The organism is Pseudomonas simiae (genome assembly GCF_900111895.1).
Lineage (GTDB): Bacteria > Pseudomonadota > Gammaproteobacteria > Pseudomonadales > Pseudomonadaceae > Aquipseudomonas > Aquipseudomonas simiae.
Window position 1 is genome coordinate 199795 of sequence record NZ_FOKB01000009.1, and the last position, 15531, is coordinate 215325.

General features: G+C 62.2%; 14 protein-coding genes and 1 riboswitch. Of the genes, 6 read left to right on the forward strand and 8 right to left on the reverse strand.

Annotated features, from left to right (window positions below; genetic code table 11):
* Positions 1–45: 45 nt before the first annotated feature.
* Positions 46–495: a DUF1249 domain-containing protein gene (locus tag BMZ57_RS24440; protein WP_003171323.1), complete on the reverse strand. Its 450-nt coding sequence runs from the start codon at positions 493–495 to the stop codon at positions 46–48.
* Positions 486–1103, reverse strand: coding sequence for an NUDIX domain-containing protein (locus BMZ57_RS24445; RefSeq protein ID WP_069672805.1), 618 nt, complete (start codon positions 1101–1103; stop codon positions 486–488). Before BMZ57_RS24445 ends, BMZ57_RS24440 begins: the two co-directional genes overlap by 10 nt.
* 193 nt (positions 1104–1296) lie before the next feature.
* Here BMZ57_RS24445 and BMZ57_RS24450 point away from each other — a divergent pair, with 193 nt between their 5' ends.
* Positions 1297–2043, forward strand: coding sequence for an RsiV family protein (locus BMZ57_RS24450; RefSeq protein WP_042571384.1), 747 nt, complete (start codon positions 1297–1299; stop codon positions 2041–2043).
* Here BMZ57_RS24450 and cytX read toward each other — a convergent pair.
* On the reverse strand, positions 2012–3301 hold the full coding sequence (cytX, locus tag BMZ57_RS24455; RefSeq protein WP_010213647.1) for a putative hydroxymethylpyrimidine transporter CytX: 1290 nt from the start codon (positions 3299–3301) through the stop codon (positions 2012–2014). The two genes, BMZ57_RS24450 and cytX, sit on opposite strands and share 32 nt — an antisense overlap.
* 166 nt (positions 3302–3467) lie before the next feature.
* Positions 3468–5372 carry a phosphomethylpyrimidine synthase ThiC gene (gene thiC, locus BMZ57_RS24460; RefSeq protein ID WP_010213648.1) on the reverse strand — a complete coding sequence of 635 codons (1905 nt, stop codon included), beginning with the start codon at positions 5370–5372 and terminating at the stop codon, positions 3468–3470.
* 148 nt (positions 5373–5520) lie between these two features.
* A riboswitch (TPP riboswitch) is annotated at positions 5521–5626 on the reverse strand.
* A 196-nt stretch (positions 5627–5822) separates the two neighbouring features.
* Between thiC and BMZ57_RS24465 the strand changes: the two genes are divergently transcribed.
* On the forward strand, positions 5823–7262 hold the full coding sequence (locus BMZ57_RS24465) for a TolC family outer membrane protein (protein ID WP_010213649.1): 1440 nt from the start codon (positions 5823–5825) through the stop codon (positions 7260–7262).
* A gap of 120 nt (positions 7263–7382) precedes the next feature.
* Here the strand turns inward: BMZ57_RS24465 and waaA are convergent, their stop codons facing one another.
* Together waaA and BMZ57_RS24475 are read right to left on the reverse strand one after the other, a co-directional pair.
* Complete coding sequence (waaA, locus tag BMZ57_RS24470) at positions 7383–8660, reverse strand: lipid IV(A) 3-deoxy-D-manno-octulosonic acid transferase (RefSeq protein ID WP_021493252.1); 1278 nt, start codon at positions 8658–8660, stop codon at positions 7383–7385.
* A gap of 23 nt (positions 8661–8683) precedes the next feature.
* Positions 8684–9574: a LysR family transcriptional regulator gene (locus tag BMZ57_RS24475; RefSeq protein ID WP_010213654.1), complete on the reverse strand. Its 891-nt coding sequence runs from the start codon at positions 9572–9574 to the stop codon at positions 8684–8686.
* A 101-nt stretch (positions 9575–9675) separates the two neighbouring features.
* Here BMZ57_RS24475 and BMZ57_RS24480 point away from each other — a divergent pair, with 101 nt between their 5' ends.
* From BMZ57_RS24480 to BMZ57_RS24495, 4 genes are read left to right on the forward strand one after another with little or no spacing between them, the layout of a single operon-like run.
* Positions 9676–10011, forward strand: a complete 336-nt coding sequence (locus BMZ57_RS24480; protein WP_010213655.1) for a DMT family transporter — start codon at positions 9676–9678, stop codon at positions 10009–10011.
* A 55-nt stretch (positions 10012–10066) separates the two neighbouring features.
* Positions 10067–11242: an NAD(P)/FAD-dependent oxidoreductase gene (locus tag BMZ57_RS24485; RefSeq protein ID WP_010213658.1), complete on the forward strand. Its 1176-nt coding sequence runs from the start codon at positions 10067–10069 to the stop codon at positions 11240–11242.
* Positions 11239–12051: an aldo/keto reductase gene (locus BMZ57_RS24490; RefSeq protein ID WP_047544075.1), complete on the forward strand. Its 813-nt coding sequence runs from the start codon at positions 11239–11241 to the stop codon at positions 12049–12051. Before BMZ57_RS24485 ends, BMZ57_RS24490 begins: the two co-directional genes overlap by 4 nt.
* A 41-nt stretch (positions 12052–12092) precedes the next feature.
* Complete coding sequence (locus tag BMZ57_RS24495; RefSeq protein WP_021493253.1) at positions 12093–13052, forward strand: hypothetical protein; 960 nt, start codon at positions 12093–12095, stop codon at positions 13050–13052.
* A gap of 40 nt (positions 13053–13092) precedes the next feature.
* Here the strand turns inward: BMZ57_RS24495 and BMZ57_RS24500 are convergent, their stop codons facing one another.
* Together BMZ57_RS24500 and hldE are read right to left on the reverse strand one after the other, a co-directional pair.
* Positions 13093–14019 carry an NAD-dependent epimerase/dehydratase family protein gene (locus BMZ57_RS24500; protein ID WP_069672806.1) on the reverse strand — a complete coding sequence of 309 codons (927 nt, stop codon included), beginning with the start codon at positions 14017–14019 and terminating at the stop codon, positions 13093–13095.
* Positions 14012–15436 carry a bifunctional D-glycero-beta-D-manno-heptose-7-phosphate kinase/D-glycero-beta-D-manno-heptose 1-phosphate adenylyltransferase HldE gene (hldE, locus tag BMZ57_RS24505; protein WP_045791364.1) on the reverse strand — a complete coding sequence of 475 codons (1425 nt, stop codon included), beginning with the start codon at positions 15434–15436 and terminating at the stop codon, positions 14012–14014. The genes BMZ57_RS24500 and hldE overlap by 8 nt, the downstream gene beginning before the upstream one ends.
* Positions 15437–15531 lie beyond the last annotated feature (95 nt).

Sequence of the window (15531 nt, forward strand, 5' to 3'; positions counted from 1 at the left end):
GGCAGGACACAAGAGGAAACCTTAGGAAGCAGATGCAGTTCACATCTACCGCACAACTTCGAACTCGTGGCCCAGGGCCAGGCAGTGGCTCAACCATTCACCGAGGAACACATTGAGCTGTGCTTTCTCATCGGGCTGGTGCATGAACACGTTGGGGTAAGGATAGATGCTGCGAAAGCGCCGCGCATGTTCGGCGCTGATCACTTCGGCCATGCGCGCGTCGTGGTACACCTGCACTTCCAGTTGCGGCACCGGCAACCATGGCAGGCTGTGCTCCTGGCGCACGCGCAGGGTGGTGGTGTACGGGCAATTGACGATGACTTCCAGTGCCAGCACGCCAAGCATTTGATCGCCATGGGTCACGCCGATGCGCCGCGCCTCGGGGGCATGGCGCATGTCGGGCAGCAGGCGCATCAGCCGCGCATAGTTGGCCTCGCAGGCCGCTTGCAACCCGATCAGGTCGACTCGATAACGTTCCCGTGCCTTTACTGCCATAACCCCCTCACTTCCGCGCGATTAAGCGCAAGCCATTGCAGGGCGATAATGCTGGCTGCATTGGAAATTTTGCCGTCGCGCACCGCTTGCAGGGCATCTTCGAAGGCCCATACGGTGACGCGGATATCTTCAGCTTCTTCTTCCAATCCATGGACGCCCCCCGCGCCCGAGCTGTCGCAACGGCCCAGGTACAAGTGGACAAATTCGGTACTGCCGCCGGGCGACGGGAAATACTGGGTGATCGGCCACAGCGCCGAGAATGTCAGCCCAGCTTCCTCCTCGGCTTCGCGGTGTGCAACCTCCTCCGGCGCTTCATCCTTGTCGATCAGGCCGGCGACCATTTCCACCAGCCACGGGTTGTCGGTCCGACCCATGGCGCCTACGCGGAACTGCTCGATCAGTACCACTGTATCGCGCTTCGGATCGTAGGGCAGCACGCACACGGCATCGTGACGAACGAAGACTTCGCGATTGATCACCCGGCTCATGCCGCCATCGAACTTCTCGTGGCGCAGTTGCACGCGATCAAGCTTGTAGAAGCCCTGGTAGGCATTGTCGCGCTGAACAATTTCGATAGTGCTCGGCGTCGATTTTGCGATGTTCGTCATATCCCTTCCTCGTTGAGCCTGCGCAATTGGCGCCATCCTAACGCGCTCATGCCTCTGGATGCAGCCCCTTTCCAGTTGCCGGGATAGACGGCGGGCGTCAAACTCACTCTAATCAGCTTAGTGGCGAACTGACTGCCCTGCCGGTAGTCGAAGCTCCACAAATTTCGCTCTTATCGCTAGACGAAGGACATCCATGTCGCTTTTAAAAATCGCCTCCGTGGCCTGCATCGCATTGACCCTCGGTGCCTGCCAAAGCCTGTTCCAGCCGAGTTACAAAACCCCGCTGGACGCCACCCGCGACGCCACCGAGCAGAGCAAGCCAGGCTGCGCCAGCGCCGACTGCCCACTGGTGAATATCGACACCGTGCACTTTGCCAAGGAGCCGAAGCTGGATGCACTGATCGAACAGCGCCTGCTGGAAATGACCCGCACCAGCCCGAACGACCCGCTGCCGACCAGCCTTGAGACCTACCGCGAGCAATTCCTGAAAACGGCCGCCCCACGCAACAGCATGTACCTGCAGGCCAAGGTACGTGAACAGCATGACGGCTTGGTGATCATCGAGTTATCCAGCTACCTGGACCAAGGTGCCACCCACGGCGAACCGGGCCGTGCATTCATCAACTATTCGCGCCAGCAGCAAAAGGCCCTGACCCTGACCGACATGCTGTTGCCCGGCAAGGAAGAGGCGTTCTGGAAAGCCGCCCAGGTGGCTCACAACAGCTGGCTGATCAGCACCCGCCTGAGCCTGGAGCCGGAGTATGTGAAAACCTACCCCTTCCAGAAAACCCCGAACGTGGCGCTGACTTATGGCGGCGTGATCCTCAAGTACCCCACCACCACCATCGCACCGTATGCCCTGGGCCACGTCGAGTTGCAGATTCCGTACTCGCGCCTGGAGGGCATCCTCAAGCCTGAGCTGGTGCCCGCGCGCCGCTGAAGACCCGGCCCAGGATGAGCTGCAACAGCCCTGCCAGCACCAGCGCCGGCAGGGTTGCACCGATGTCCGGATACAGATGGGCCAGCAAGTGGTAAGTGGCGATACCGCCCAGCCAGGCCAGTAGCGCCGGCCAGCGCAAGCTGGCTACTGCACCCCCGCTACGACGGCGCAGGATGAAATGATCCACCAGCACCACCCCAAACAGCGGCGCGAATACCGAGCCGATCAACAACAGGAAGTTCTGGTACTGCGCCAACGGTGCAAAGCAGGCGATAAGCGTGCAGACCACGCCGATGGCCAACGCCAGGTGCTCGACCTTCAAACGCAGCAACATCCCGCTGGATACCGCCGCCGAGTGAATATCGGCGAAGGCGTTTTCCGATTCGTCCAACAGAATCAATAGAAGCGGAATCCCCAGGCCGGCCCCAGCCAACGCCAGCAACAGCGCGTTGACTTCGCCGCTCGGTGCGAACGCCAGGGTGTAGGCCACGCCCAGGCTCATCAGCCAGAAATTACCGATAAAGAACCCCAGCGCCGTGCCACCGAACACGCTGTGGGCGCGCTTGCCGAAACGCGAGTAATCGGCGATCAGCGGCAGCCACGACAGCGGCATGGCGATGGCGATATCAAAACCCACCGCGAACGGCATCGAACCGTCACCCGCCTTGGCCCAGAGTGTGGCGAGGTCGGCTTTGGCGAACAGGTTCCAGGTGAGCCACAGGCAGGCGGCAAGCAACAACCAGATGCCCCATTTGCGCAAGATCTGGCGCACGAAGGTCAGCGGACCACTGACCGCCAGCAGCGTCGCCAGACCGCCGAAGAATAGGGTCCACAGCAATGGGCTGGCCAATAGGCTGCCTTCACTGAACGCCCGCGTACCCAACAGGCTGGCCGCGTCGCGCATCACGATGATTTCGAACGAGCCCCAGCCGATCAGCTGCAGCAAATTGAGCAACGCCGGCAGGCTCGCGCCCTTCGCCCCCAGGCTCAGCTTGAGCGCGGCCATGGCGGACAGGCCGGTGTCGCTGCCGATTACGCCGACAGCGGCCAGCAGCAGGACACCCACCAGGGTGCCGAGGAAAATCGCCAGCAACGAACCGGACAGGCCCAAGCCTGGCGCGAGCAATGCGCCGGTTTGCAGGACCATCAAGCCGATGCCGAGGGAGAACCAGAGGGAGAACAGGTCGCGGGCGCCGAAGACGCGTTTGTCAGCGGACACTGCAATGTCCGGGGAGTAAGTGCTGGGTTGAATGCTCAAGGGTGTTATCTCTGAGGGACACTGTGTTGTTTTGGAGATCGCTATCGCGGGCAAGCCCGGCTCCCACAAGGGAACGGCTGTGGACACAAAAGCTGTGTACAACGCGATCAACTGTGGGAGCCGGGCTTGCCCGTGATGACGGCGGTGCAGGCACCGCCGCCTCGGATCAGACCTTTTTGTACAGCTGACTCCCTTCCTGCTTGAACCGCTGCGCCTGCTCTGCCAAGCCTTTGGCCACATCCACGTCCACCGCCTCAATGCGCTGGTTGGCCGCGTATTCACGCACTTCCTGGGTGATCTTCATCGAGCAGAACTTCGGCCCGCACATCGAGCAGAAATGCGCGACCTTGGCCGAGTCCTTCGGCAGGGTTTCGTCGTGATACGAGCGCGCGGTGTCCGGGTCCAGGCCGAGGTTGAACTGGTCTTCCCAGCGGAACTCGAAACGCGCCTTGCTCAAGGCGTTATCGCGGATCTGTGCACCCGGATGGCCTTTGGCGAGGTCCGCCGCGTGGGCGGCGATCTTGTAGGTGATGATCCCGGTCTTCACATCATCCTTGTTCGGCAAGCCCAAGTGTTCCTTGGGCGTGACGTAGCAAAGCATGGCGCAACCGAACCAGCCGATCATCGCCGCGCCGATACCGGAGGTGATGTGGTCATAGCCCGGCGCAATGTCGGTGGTCAGCGGGCCGAGGGTGTAGAACGGCGCTTCGTCGCAGCACTCCAGCTGCTTGTCCATGTTCTCCTTGATCAACTGCATCGGCACGTGGCCGGGGCCTTCGATCATGGTTTGCACGTCGTGCTTCCAGGCGGTCTTGGTCAGCTCGCCCAGGGTTTCCAGCTCGCCGAACTGCGCGGCGTCGTTGGCGTCGGCAATCGAACCGGGACGCAGGCCATCGCCAAGGGAGAAACTGACGTCGTAGGCCTTCATGATTTCGCAGATTTCGTCGAAATGCGTGTAGGTGAAGTTCTCTTTGTGGTGCGCCAGGCACCACTTGGCCATGATCGAACCGCCACGAGAAACGATGCCGGTCACACGCTTGGCGGTCAGCGGCACGTAGCGCAGCAGCACGCCGGCATGGATGGTGAAGTAGTCGACGCCCTGCTCGGCCTGTTCGATCAGGGTGTCACGGAACAGTTCCCAGGTCAGGTCTTCGGCGGCGCCGCCGACTTTTTCCAGGGCCTGGTAGATCGGCACGGTGCCGATCGGCACTGGCGAGTTGCGGATGATCCACTCGCGGGTTTCATGGATGTGCTTGCCGGTGGACAAGTCCATCACCGTGTCCGAACCCCAGCGAATGCCCCACGTAAGTTTCGCCACTTCTTCTTCGATGGACGACCCCAGGGCGCTGTTGCCGATGTTGCCGTTGATCTTCACCAGGAAGTTACGGCCGATGATCATCGGTTCCAGTTCGGTGTGGTTGATGTTGGCCGGGATGATCGCGCGGCCGCGAGCGATTTCTTCGCGCACGAATTCGGGGGTGATGATTTTCGGCACGCTGGCACCGAAGCTATGGCCGGCATGCTGCTGGTCGAGCAAGCCGGTGGCGCGGGCTTCTTCCAGCTTCATATTTTCGCGGATGGCGACGTATTCCATCTCGGCGGTGATGATGCCTTTGCGTGCGTAGTGCATCTGCGTAACGTTGGCGCCGGCCTTGGCGCGACGCGGGTTCTTCACGTGGGCGAAGCGCAGCGCGGTCAGTTCGGCATCGCTCAGACGCTGTTGGCCGAAGTGCGAACTGAGGCCCGGCAGGCGTTCGGTGTCGTTGCGTACTTCGATCCACGGCGAGCGCACATCGGCCAGGCCTTTGCGCACGTCGATGATCACATTCGGGTCAGTGTAGGGGCCGGAAGTGTCGTACACGGTAACCGGCGCGTTGATTTCACCGCCGAAATCGGTGGGGGTCACGTCCAGGCTGATTTCGCGCATTGGCACGCGGATGTCCGGGCGAGTGCCCTGCACGTAGATTTTTTGCGAGCGGGTAAACGGCTGCACGGAGCCGGAGTCGACCTTGGCCGATTCACTCAGGTGCACGGTGTTTTTCAGTTTTGTACTTTTTATTTCTGTGCTCATCACGGGCTCTCCAACTATCCAGGCGGTGGATTTTTGTCGGAGCGAACCTGGGACGGATGAACGCACTGAAACCAGTGCTGTGCTCTGTGCACGAGGGCTGCTCAATAAATGAACAGCATCCCGGACGAAGCACAAGAGGACTCGCCGGGTGACGAGAAATCTTGTTCCCTACGCAGGCGCTAACCTGATCAGGTTCAACGGGATCCGGTATTTACCGATCTCAGCCTTCCAACAAGGCACCCCGACAAGAACGCGGCCAGTCTAGACCATGCCGCGGGCAAATTGCCAATAGCGGTGCATTCAGCGTGATGAATGGCGTGATTGCGGGATTGTTGCGCCGAGTCAGCACCACTACACTCGGTTGCCGCCACAATGCTTGACGCCAGGAATGGCCCGCCTTAGCCTTGGGCGCTAAATTATCACCGTAATATTTAAACTAGGGATCGCCTCATGCTGCGCAAACTTTCACTGGCTCTCGCCGTGTCTTGTGCGACCAACGGAATGGTCTGGGCAGCTGAAGCGCCCTTGTCCGCCAACACCGACTTGGTCAGCGTCTACCAGGAAGCCGTGGACAACAACGCCGACCTTGCCGCTGCCCGTGCCCAATACGGCGCGCAAAAAGAAGTGGTGCCCCAGGCCCGCGCCGGGCTGCTACCGAACCTGACCGGTGGTGCCGATATCAATAACGTGCGCACCCAGATCGACACGCCCGCCGCCACCGCCAACCGCGACGCGCACTCCTGGCGCGCCACCTTGAGCCAGCCCCTGTTCCGCGCCGACCGCTGGTTCCAACTGCAGGCGGCCGAGGCCACCAACGAGCAGGCTGCGCTGCAACTGTCGGCCACCGAACAGAACCTGATCCTGCAAAGCGCCGAAAACTATTTCGCCGTGCTGCGTGCCCAGGACAACCTGGCCTCGACCAAGGCCGAAGAAAATGCGTTCAAACGCCAGCTGGACCAGTCCAACGAACGCTTTGACGTCGGCCTGTCGGACAAGACCGATGTCCTTCAATCCCAGGCCAGCTACGACACCGCCCGCGCCAACCGCATCCTGGCCCAACGCCAGGTGGAAGACGCGTTCGAAGCATTGATCACCTTGACCAACCGTCAGTACAACTCGATCCAGGGCATTGTCCACACGCTGCCAGTGTTGCCGCCGCTGCCGAACGACGCCAAGGCCTGGGTCGAAACCGCCGGCCGCCAGAACCTGAACCTGCTCGCCAGCAACTACGCCGTCACCGCCGCCGAAGAAACCCTCAAGCAGCGCAAGGCCGGGCATGCACCGACCCTGGACGCCGTGGCGCAATACGAAAAAGGTGACAACGACGCCCTGGGCTTCAGCAACCCGAATGCTTTCGGCACGCCGTACCGTGGCGATGTGGAACAACGCACCATCGGCCTGCGCCTGAGCATCCCGATCTACAGCGGCGGGCTGACCAGCTCGCAAGTGCGTGAATCCTACTCGCGCCTGGGCCAGACCGAGCAGCAGCGCGAAGGCCTGCGCCGCCAGGTGGTGGAAAACACCCGCAACCTGCACCGTGCGGTGAACACCGATGTGGAGCAGGTGCAGGCGCGCCGCCAGTCGATCATCTCCAACCAGAGCGCAGTAGAAGCCACGGAAATCGGCTACCAGGTGGGTACGCGCAACATCGTCGATGTGCTGGACTCACAGCGCCAGCTCTACGCGTCGGTGCGCAACTACAACAACAGCCGCTACGACTACATCCTCGACAACCTGCGCCTGAAACAAGCCGCGGGCACCTTGAACCCAGGCGACTTGCAGGACCTGGCGCGCTACCTCAAGGCTGACTACAACCCGGACCGCGACTTCCTGCCGCCGGACCTGGCCAAGGCCGCCGCCGAACAACTCAAGGCCCGTCCCGGCTATTAAACACAGCGTATAACCAATGTGGGAGCGGGCTTGCTCGCGAATGCGGTGTGTCAGCCAGTGCATCTGGTACTGATACACCGCATTCGCGAGCAAGCCCGCTCCCACAGTTGATTGGTGGTGTCAGCGGGTAAGCAGTTTGTCCAAACCGTCCAGCAGGCGCTTGAGCGCGCCCTGGTTGGCCTGCATCACCTTGAGGCCAGCCTGCGCCATCTTGCGGGCATCCTGCGGCAATTCGAACAACTGGCGCACGGCCTCGGCCAATCCTTCGGCGTCATCCACCTCGCGCAGCGCTCCCGCTTCGCGCATCATCGCCGTGATTTCGAGGAAGTTGAACACGTGCGGCCCCATGATCACCGGCAATGCCAAGGCCGCCGGTTCCAGTGGGTTATGCCCGCCCGTCGCCACCAGGCTGCCGCCGACAAAAGCGCTGTCGGCGAGGGCATACAGAAACAGCAATTCACCCATGGTGTCGCCGAGCAGTACCGCGGTTTGCGCGGTGACCGCGTCGCCGCTGGAACGGCGCACCGTGGCAAAGCCTTGTTGCTGACACAGTTCGAACATCGGCCCGAAGCGCTCCTGGTGACGCGGCACCAGAATCAGCAGCGCATTGGGATAGCTGTCGAGCAGTTGTCGATGCGCCGCCAGCACCACGTCATCTTCACCTTCATGGGTGCTCGCGGCGATCCACACCGGGCGCTCGCTGGCGCCCCATTGCGCGCGTAACGCAGCGGCCCGCGCCGGCAGTTCGGGGTCGATGGTCAGGTCGAACTTGATCGAGCCGGTGACTTCGACGGTTTCCGGGCGAGCCCCGAGGCTCAGGAAGCGCTGGGCTTCGGTCTGCGTCTGCACAGCGAAGAGGCTCATCTGCGACAGCATCGGCGCCGTCAGTTTGGCAAAGCGTGCGTAGCCCTTGGCCGAGCGCGCCGACAACCGTGCATTCGCCAACGCCACTGGAATCCCTCGCTGGGCGCAGGCGTGGATATGGTTGGGCCACAGCTCGGTTTCCATGATCACTGCCAGTTTCGGCTGCACGCGATCGAGGAAACGTTTGGCGGCGCACGGCAAGTCATACGGCAAGTAGCAATGCTGGATGCGCGGCTCGTTGGCGAACAACGCCTGGATGCGCTCGGACCCGGTGGGCGTCATACACGTGACGGTGATCGGCAGCGTCGGATAACGCGCCAGCAACCCGCGCACCATGGGCGCGGCGGCAATGCTCTCGCCCACCGACACGGCATGCACCCAGATCCCGCCCGGCTGCATCACCGGCAAGCCATAGGAGAAGCGCTCGCCGACGCGCTTGGCATAGGCCGGCGCCTTGCGCGCGCGCAGCCACAGACGTAAAGCCACCAAGGGCAGCGCCAGGTAAAACAGACAGCTGTAGAGAGTTCTATTCATGGCGGCGGAGTTTATCGGCTTTTTCAGTCGATCGCCTGCAAGCACTCGGCAAATCGTTTGGCCAGGAAGCGCGCGGCAGGCCCCAGATGCTCGTCGCGCCGCCAGACCAGCTCCACCACCAAGGCCGGCGGCGTCCATTCGCTGTCCAGCTCAACCATTTGTTGCTGATAGGTCGGGTACTGCACGATATGCCGGGGCAGCCAGGCCCAGCCCAGGCCGCTCATCAGCCATTCGGCCAACACGTAGAAACTGTCGGCGCGCCACACCAACGGGCTGGCGGCTTCGCTGCCGGGGTAGACGCTGGTCTGGGTCGACATCAACAACTGACGGAACTGCGCCAGACGCTGGCACGTCACGTACGGTTCCTTGGCCAGCGGATGATTCACGCCGCATACCGTGACCATCTCCACACTGCCGACAACCCGTCGCTCCAGGGCTTCGGGGATTTGATCGTGATAGAACAGCAGACCCAGGTCAGCCTTGCGCTCCACCAGCTTACGGGCCACATCGCCCTGCGCGGCGCTGGACAGCTGCACTTCCAGCAACGGGTACTTGCCCGCCAGCGCCTCCAGGCTATCGAGTACCGGCTGAAACAGCATGGCTTCATCCTGGGCCAGGCGCAGGCAAGCCTCCTCGCCGCGGGTCAGTGACAGTGCCCGGCCATTGAGCCGTTCACACTGGCGCAACACTTCGCGTGCCTCCTCCAGCAATACGCTGCCGGCTTCCGTCAGCCGCGGTTGGCGGCCGCTGCTACGCTCGAACAGGCTGACGCCAAGGTCCGCCTCCAGCATCGCAATCCCATTGCTCACCGCCGACTGCGCCTTGCGCTGCTGACGCGCCACGGCCGAAAACGAACGGTGTTCGGCGACGCTGACAAACAGGCGCATTTGCTCCAGATCCCACTGCACACTCATGGCTCGACCCATCTCTTATTCGGATAGGTAATGACTTTACCCCATCTGACTGAACGCTAGAATGCCAGCCTTATCTGATTGCTTTACCCGAGGATTGACCCATGAACGTCGCTTACTACTACTTGGCCATTGCCATCTGCTCGGAAGTGATCGCCACCGTTTCCATGAAGGCCATCAAGGGCTGGAGCACGCCGATCCCCCTGCTGCTGGTGATCGTCGGCTACGGTGTGGCGTTCTGGATGCTGACGCTGGTGGTGCGCACAGTGCCGGTGGGCGTCGCCTACGCCGTGTGGGCCGGGATGGGCATTGTGATGGTGAGCATCGCGGCGCTGTTCATCTACGGGCAGAAGCTGGATATCCCGGCGATGCTGGGGATGGGCCTGATTGTGCTGGGCGTGGTGGTGATCCAGTTGTTCTCGAAAACCGCCGGGCACTGACCACCCTTCAACACGCTGTATACTGCGCCTCTTGTCTTGAACACTGAGGTTGCCCATGCCATCCGTTATGTCCACCGACGTTCTGATTGTCGGCGCCGGGGTTGCAGGCCTCTGGCTGAATGCGCGCCTGCGCCGCCAGGGGTTTTCCACGGTGTTGGTGGAAAGCGCCACCCTGGGTGGCGGGCAAAGCGTGAAGTCCCAGGGGATCATTCACGGCGGTGCGAAATACGCCCTGCACGGTGCGCTCACCGGCGCCTCCGAAGCCATTGCCGACATGCCGCGCCGCTGGCGTGAAGCGCTGGCGGGTAACGGTGAGCTGGATCTGACCGGCGTGCGCCTGTTGTCCGACGCTCATTACCTGTGGTCCCCCGGCACGCTCGCCGGCAACCTCACCAGCTTTTTCGCCAGCAAGGCCGTGCGCGGCCGTGTCGATCAGGTCAAGGGGGACGACCTGCCGCCTGCCCTGCAAGACCGTCGTTTCAAGGGCAAAGTCTATCGCCTGGCAGAGTTGGTCGTTGACGTGCCGAGCCTGATCGAACGCCTGGCCCAGCTGGCCGGTGATGGTTTGCTCGCCGGACAACATATCGAACCCTTGCGTGAAGGCAACACACTGGTGGGTTTGAACGTGGACGGCCGCGAGATCCGCGCCCAACGTATCGTGTTGAGTGCCGGCGCCGGCACGGCGGACCTGCTGACCGCGCTGGGTCTGAACCAGCCAGCGATGCAAAAGCGCCCGTTGCACATGATCATCGCCAAAGGCCCCGGCCTGAAACCGTTGTATGCCCACTGCCTGGGGGGCGGCACCAAGCCGCGCATCACCGTCACCACTCACCCGGCAGCCGATGGCAACTGGGTGTGGTACATGGGCGGCGACATTGCCGAAGCCGATGGCGTAGCGCGCACACCGGAAGAACAGATCGCCACCGCGCAGAAAGAGCTGGCGCAATTGCTGCCGTGGATCGACATGAGCCAGACCCAGTGGGCCACTCTGCGGGTCGACCGTGCCGAGCCGCTGCAATCAGGCCTGACCCGTCCCGACAACGCCTTCATCGCCGAGGAAGGCCGCCTGCTGGTGGGCTGGCCGACCAAACTGGCGTTGGCGCCGGACTTCGCCGATCGGGTGATCAACCGCCTGGAACGTGACGGGATCCGCCCAACTGCCAGCGAACCTCTGCCCGCCCTGCCAAAACCCGCCATCGGCGTACCTGCCTGGGAGCAATTGTTGCCATGAGCCTGCCCACCCTTCACGACCTGCATCGCCCCCTGGGCAGCACCGGCCTGATGGTCTCGCCACTGGGCCTGGGCACCGTCAAGCTGGGCCGCGACCAAGGGGTGAAATACCCCAGCGGTTTTCAGATTCCTGGTGACGACGAAGCCCGCATGCTGTTGCGACAGGCTCGCGAACTGGGCATCAACCTGATCGACACGGCGCCCGCCTATGGCATGAGCGAGGAACGTCTGGGCCCGCTGCTGCGTGGCCAGCGAAAGGACTGGGTGATCGTCAGCAAGGTCGGTGAAGAGTTCGAGAATGGCCTGTCCAGCCACGACTTCAGCGCGGCCCACACCCGCCTGTCGATCGAGCGCAGTTTGAAACGACTTGAAACCGATTTTATCGACATGGTGCTGGTGCACTCCGACGGCAACGACCTGCACATCCTCAACGACTGCGAGGTCTACCAGACCCTGGCCGAGTTGAAAAAGGAAGGCAAGATCCGTGGTTTCGGCTTCTCCGGCAAAACCGTAGAAGGCGGCGTGAAGGCTCTGGAACAGGGCGATTGCGCCATGATCACCTACAATTTGAACGAACAGACCGAGAAAGCCGTCATTGATTATGCGGCGGCCCATGGCAAGGGCATCCTGGTGAAAAAGGCATTAGCCAGCGGCCACGTGTGCCTGGAGCCTGGAATGGATCCAATTCGGGCGAGTTTCATGCTGTTGTTTGCGCAAACGGGCGTCGCCAGTGCTATTGTCGGGACCATTAATCCGCTGCACCTGGCCCATAACGTGGCGACCGCTGCCCAAGTCATTCGTCAACTCTGATGCCGCCCACGCGGCCGACCCCGTCGCAAGAAGGAGCCGACATGCCGCGAACGCTCATAAGAAAAAACCCCAGCAACTTCAAGACACTGCCGCTGCACGTCGAAGCCACCCCCGAAGGCCTGAGTTACCAGAGCGTCGGCATGCCGCTCAATTTTGCCCAGACCCTGCAACGCCGCAAACCGGTGGAGGTGGCCGACCCGGAACGCTTCGCCCTGGAGCTGGCCAACCTCGGCGTATCCGTACGCCTGACCCTGCATTGGCAGAACCGCGATTATTGGGTGCTGGTACGCCAGCGCCGCCAGGACCGTGGCGACGTGGTCCTCAAGCTGATTTCCGGCTACGTGCCCGCCCACGAACTGAACCTGCCGCTGCACACTGCGATCCAGGAAATTGCCGAAGAGTGCCTGCTGGAAACCCCGGAAGGCTGGCTTGGCGGACGCTTCAACGACACCTGGCTACCGGCGCCTTATTCCGCCGCGCTGCATTATCGTGAAGCCTTGCCCTTTCGCCTCAGCCCGCTGTCCGGTGCCGCCCGCCCGGTACGTTGCGCCACCACTCAATTGATCGAGCGCCCCCGCGCCTACGTGCACCTGCCCACCGCCTCCCTGCAATTGATCTACGACCTGCGCCTGGAAGTGCCCAAGGAAGCCAAGTCCCTGAGCCTGTTCCATGTGGACGAGCGCCTGGAAGGCGATCAACTGGTGGCACGCCTGGACCGTCAGCGCCCCGACCTGTACCTGATGCCGCTGAAAGATGGCCAGCCTCTGGCCGAGTTGTACACCGTCAAGAAAGACCAGCTGTACCCGGCAAGTACTCGCGGCTTGTACCTGGCGGAGAGCTTCGCCCAACAGGAAGGCTGGCTGGTGCGTGAGGAGCGAATTCGCTGGAAGGATTGGCTACGCCAACAGGGTTTGGCTATGCCTGAGAAAGAGTCGAAATTGAAGCGCCTGGCACAGCGGATGTTGCGCAAGATCGTGCCGAAGAAAAAAGCCAAGGCTTGAATGTGGGAGCTGGCTTGCCTGCTCCCACACTTGATTGCGTTCAGCCTTCGAGCAAGCGCTGCAGCCCAACCTTCAACGGCGTGGGCTCCGGCAGCGTGAAGCTCGCCAGCAAGCGCTGGTTATTCGCCCGTGAATGCCGGATATCCCCGGAACGCGCCGGCCCGTAAGTCACCGTTGGCAGCTTGCCGACGATTTCTTCCAAGGCCTGCAACACCTGCTTGAGGGTGGTGGTGCGGTTCCAGCCCACATTGATGGCGCCCAACGGTGCCGACGGCGCTTCAATGGCCTGCACCAGCACGTCCACCAGGTCTTCCACGTACATGAAGTCACGGGTTTGCTCGCCATCGCCAAACACGGCAATCGGCACGCCCTGCTGCGCGCGCTCGCTGAAGATACTGATCACGCCGGAATACGGCGATGAGGGGTCCTGGCGGGGGCCGAAGATATTGAAGAAGCGAAAAATCACCGGCTCCAGGCCATGCTGGCGACGGTAGAAGTCGAAGTAGTGCTCGCCAGCCAGCTTGTCGGACGCATAGGGCGTCAACGGCGCCTTGGTGGTTTCTTCGTCAATCGAAGCGCCTTCGCCATTGTTGCCATAGACCGCGGCGCTGGAGGCATACACCACACGTTTTACGCCGGCCTTGCGCATAGCTTCGCAGACATTCAAGGTGCCGACGAAGTTGCTCTGGTGCGTGCTGACCGGATCATCCACCGACGCTTGCACCGAGGCCACTGCCGCCAGGTGCACCACCGCCGTTGTGTCGACGGCGGCGCGGGCCACCAGCTCGGCATCGGCTACATCACCTTCCAGCAATTCAACGCGCGGATTGTCCAGCGGCAGGTTGCTGCGCTTGCCGGTGGACAGGTTATCCAGCACCCGCACGCCGTAGCCTTTGGCAAGCAGCGCATCGACCAGGTGCGAGCCGATAAAACCGGCGCCACCGGTGATAAGAACGCGTTTACTCATTGTTGCGGATTTTCTCGACAATGGCCGTGGTCGAGCTGTTTTCGACCAAGCCCAGCACTTTGACCTTGCCGCCGTAGGCACTGACGATATCCGCCCCGACAACCTGGTCGACGGAGTAATCGCCACCCTTGACCAGCACGTCGGGCTTGACCTGGGCCAGCAGGTTTTCCGGGGTCGCTTCAGGGAAGCTGATCACCCAGTCCACCGCGCCCAGCCCCGCGAGCACTGCCATGCGACGGTCGACACTGTTGATCGGACGGCCAGGGCCTTTGAGGCGGCTGACCGACGCGTCGTCGTTGACCGCAACGATCAGGCGATCACCTTGGGCGCGCGCCTGCTCCAGGTACGTCACGTGACCGGCGTGCAGGATGTCGAAGCAGCCATTGGTGAACACAATGCTCTCGTTGTGGGCACGGGCGTCGTCAATGGCCAGCAGCAGTTGTTCGATGGTCAGTACACCGCGCTCCGAACCTTCGGAGCGCTGGATCGCACGCCGCAATTCAGGCGCGCTGATGGCAGCGGTACCCAATTTGCCCACCACAATGCCTGCCGCCAGGTTGGCCAGGGCCACAGCGTGGGGCAGTTCTTCGCCCGCCGCAATCGAGGCGGCCAGGGTGGAAATCACGGTGTCGCCGGCGCCGGTCACGTCAAACACTTCGCGGGCACGTGCCGGCAAGTGCATCGCCGGGTGGCCCGGACGCAGCAGGGTCATGCCGTGCTCACCCCGGGTCACCAGCAAGGCGCCCAAGTCGAGATCGGCCATCAGCGCCGCGCCCTTGGTCACCAAATCGTGCTCATCGGTGCAACCGCCGACGATGGCTTCGAACTCACTGAGATTAGGCGTGATCAGGCTGGCTCCGCGATAAATCGAGAAGTCCTTGCCCTTGGGATCGGCCAGTACCGGAATGCCCTTGGCCTTGGCGGCCAGGATCAGTTCCTGGTGATTCTTCAAGGCGCCTTTGCCGTAGTCGGACAACACCAGCACCTTGATGCCTTCGAGCAACTGATCGACCTGGCCACGCAGGGCAAGGGCGTCAGTGGTGAAGGGTTCTTCAAAATCGATACGCAGCAATTGCTGGTGCCGGCTCATGACCCGCAGCTTGACGATGGTGGGCTGGTGGGCGATGCGCTGGAACAGCGCGCGCACGCCAGCACCGCGCAGGCTGTTGGCCAGGCTGTCGGCGGCTTCGTCGTCGCCGGTCACGCCGACCAGGGAGGCTGGGGCGCCGAGGGCGGCAATGTTAAGGGCAACGTTGGCAGCGCCACCTGGACGGTCTTCGATTTGCTCGACCTTGACTACCGGTACCGGTGCCTCAGGGGAAATCCGTGAGGTACCGCCATGCCAGTAACGGTCGAGCATGACATCGCCGACCACCAAGACAGGGGCTTGATCGAATCGCGGCATGGACAACTTCATGGAGCAACCCACATACAAAATGAACAGGGGCGCGATATTAGCACAGGGTTACAGGAGGATTGCGGGAGGGTTTTGCAATGCAGGAGCCGGCAAGC

What these genes read in the sequence shown, in the direction of transcription:
- BMZ57_RS24445 (WP_069672805.1), bottom strand. Translation starts at nt 1,103, where the DNA reads ATGACGAACATCGCAAAATCGACGCCGAGCACTATCGAAATTGTTCAG.
- BMZ57_RS24490 (WP_047544075.1), top strand. Translation starts at nt 11,239, where the DNA reads ATGAGCCTGCCCACCCTTCACGACCTGCATCGCCCCCTGGGCAGCACC.
- BMZ57_RS24495 (WP_021493253.1), top strand. Translation starts at nt 12,093, where the DNA reads ATGCCGCGAACGCTCATAAGAAAAAACCCCAGCAACTTCAAGACACTG.
- BMZ57_RS24485 (WP_010213658.1), top strand. Translation starts at nt 10,067, where the DNA reads ATGCCATCCGTTATGTCCACCGACGTTCTGATTGTCGGCGCCGGGGTT.
- BMZ57_RS24440 (WP_003171323.1), bottom strand. Translation starts at nt 495, where the DNA reads ATGGCAGTAAAGGCACGGGAACGTTATCGAGTCGACCTGATCGGGTTG.
- BMZ57_RS24450 (WP_042571384.1), top strand. Translation starts at nt 1,297, where the DNA reads ATGTCGCTTTTAAAAATCGCCTCCGTGGCCTGCATCGCATTGACCCTC.
- thiC (WP_010213648.1), bottom strand. Translation starts at nt 5,372, where the DNA reads ATGAGCACAGAAATAAAAAGTACAAAACTGAAAAACACCGTGCACCTG.
- BMZ57_RS24465 (WP_010213649.1), top strand. Translation starts at nt 5,823, where the DNA reads ATGCTGCGCAAACTTTCACTGGCTCTCGCCGTGTCTTGTGCGACCAAC.
- BMZ57_RS24500 (WP_069672806.1), bottom strand. Translation starts at nt 14,019, where the DNA reads ATGAGTAAACGCGTTCTTATCACCGGTGGCGCCGGTTTTATCGGCTCG.
- BMZ57_RS24480 (WP_010213655.1), top strand. Translation starts at nt 9,676, where the DNA reads ATGAACGTCGCTTACTACTACTTGGCCATTGCCATCTGCTCGGAAGTG.
- waaA (WP_021493252.1), bottom strand. Translation starts at nt 8,660, where the DNA reads ATGAATAGAACTCTCTACAGCTGTCTGTTTTACCTGGCGCTGCCCTTG.
- BMZ57_RS24475 (WP_010213654.1), bottom strand. Translation starts at nt 9,574, where the DNA reads ATGAGTGTGCAGTGGGATCTGGAGCAAATGCGCCTGTTTGTCAGCGTC.
- hldE (WP_045791364.1), bottom strand. Translation starts at nt 15,436, where the DNA reads ATGAAGTTGTCCATGCCGCGATTCGATCAAGCCCCTGTCTTGGTGGTC.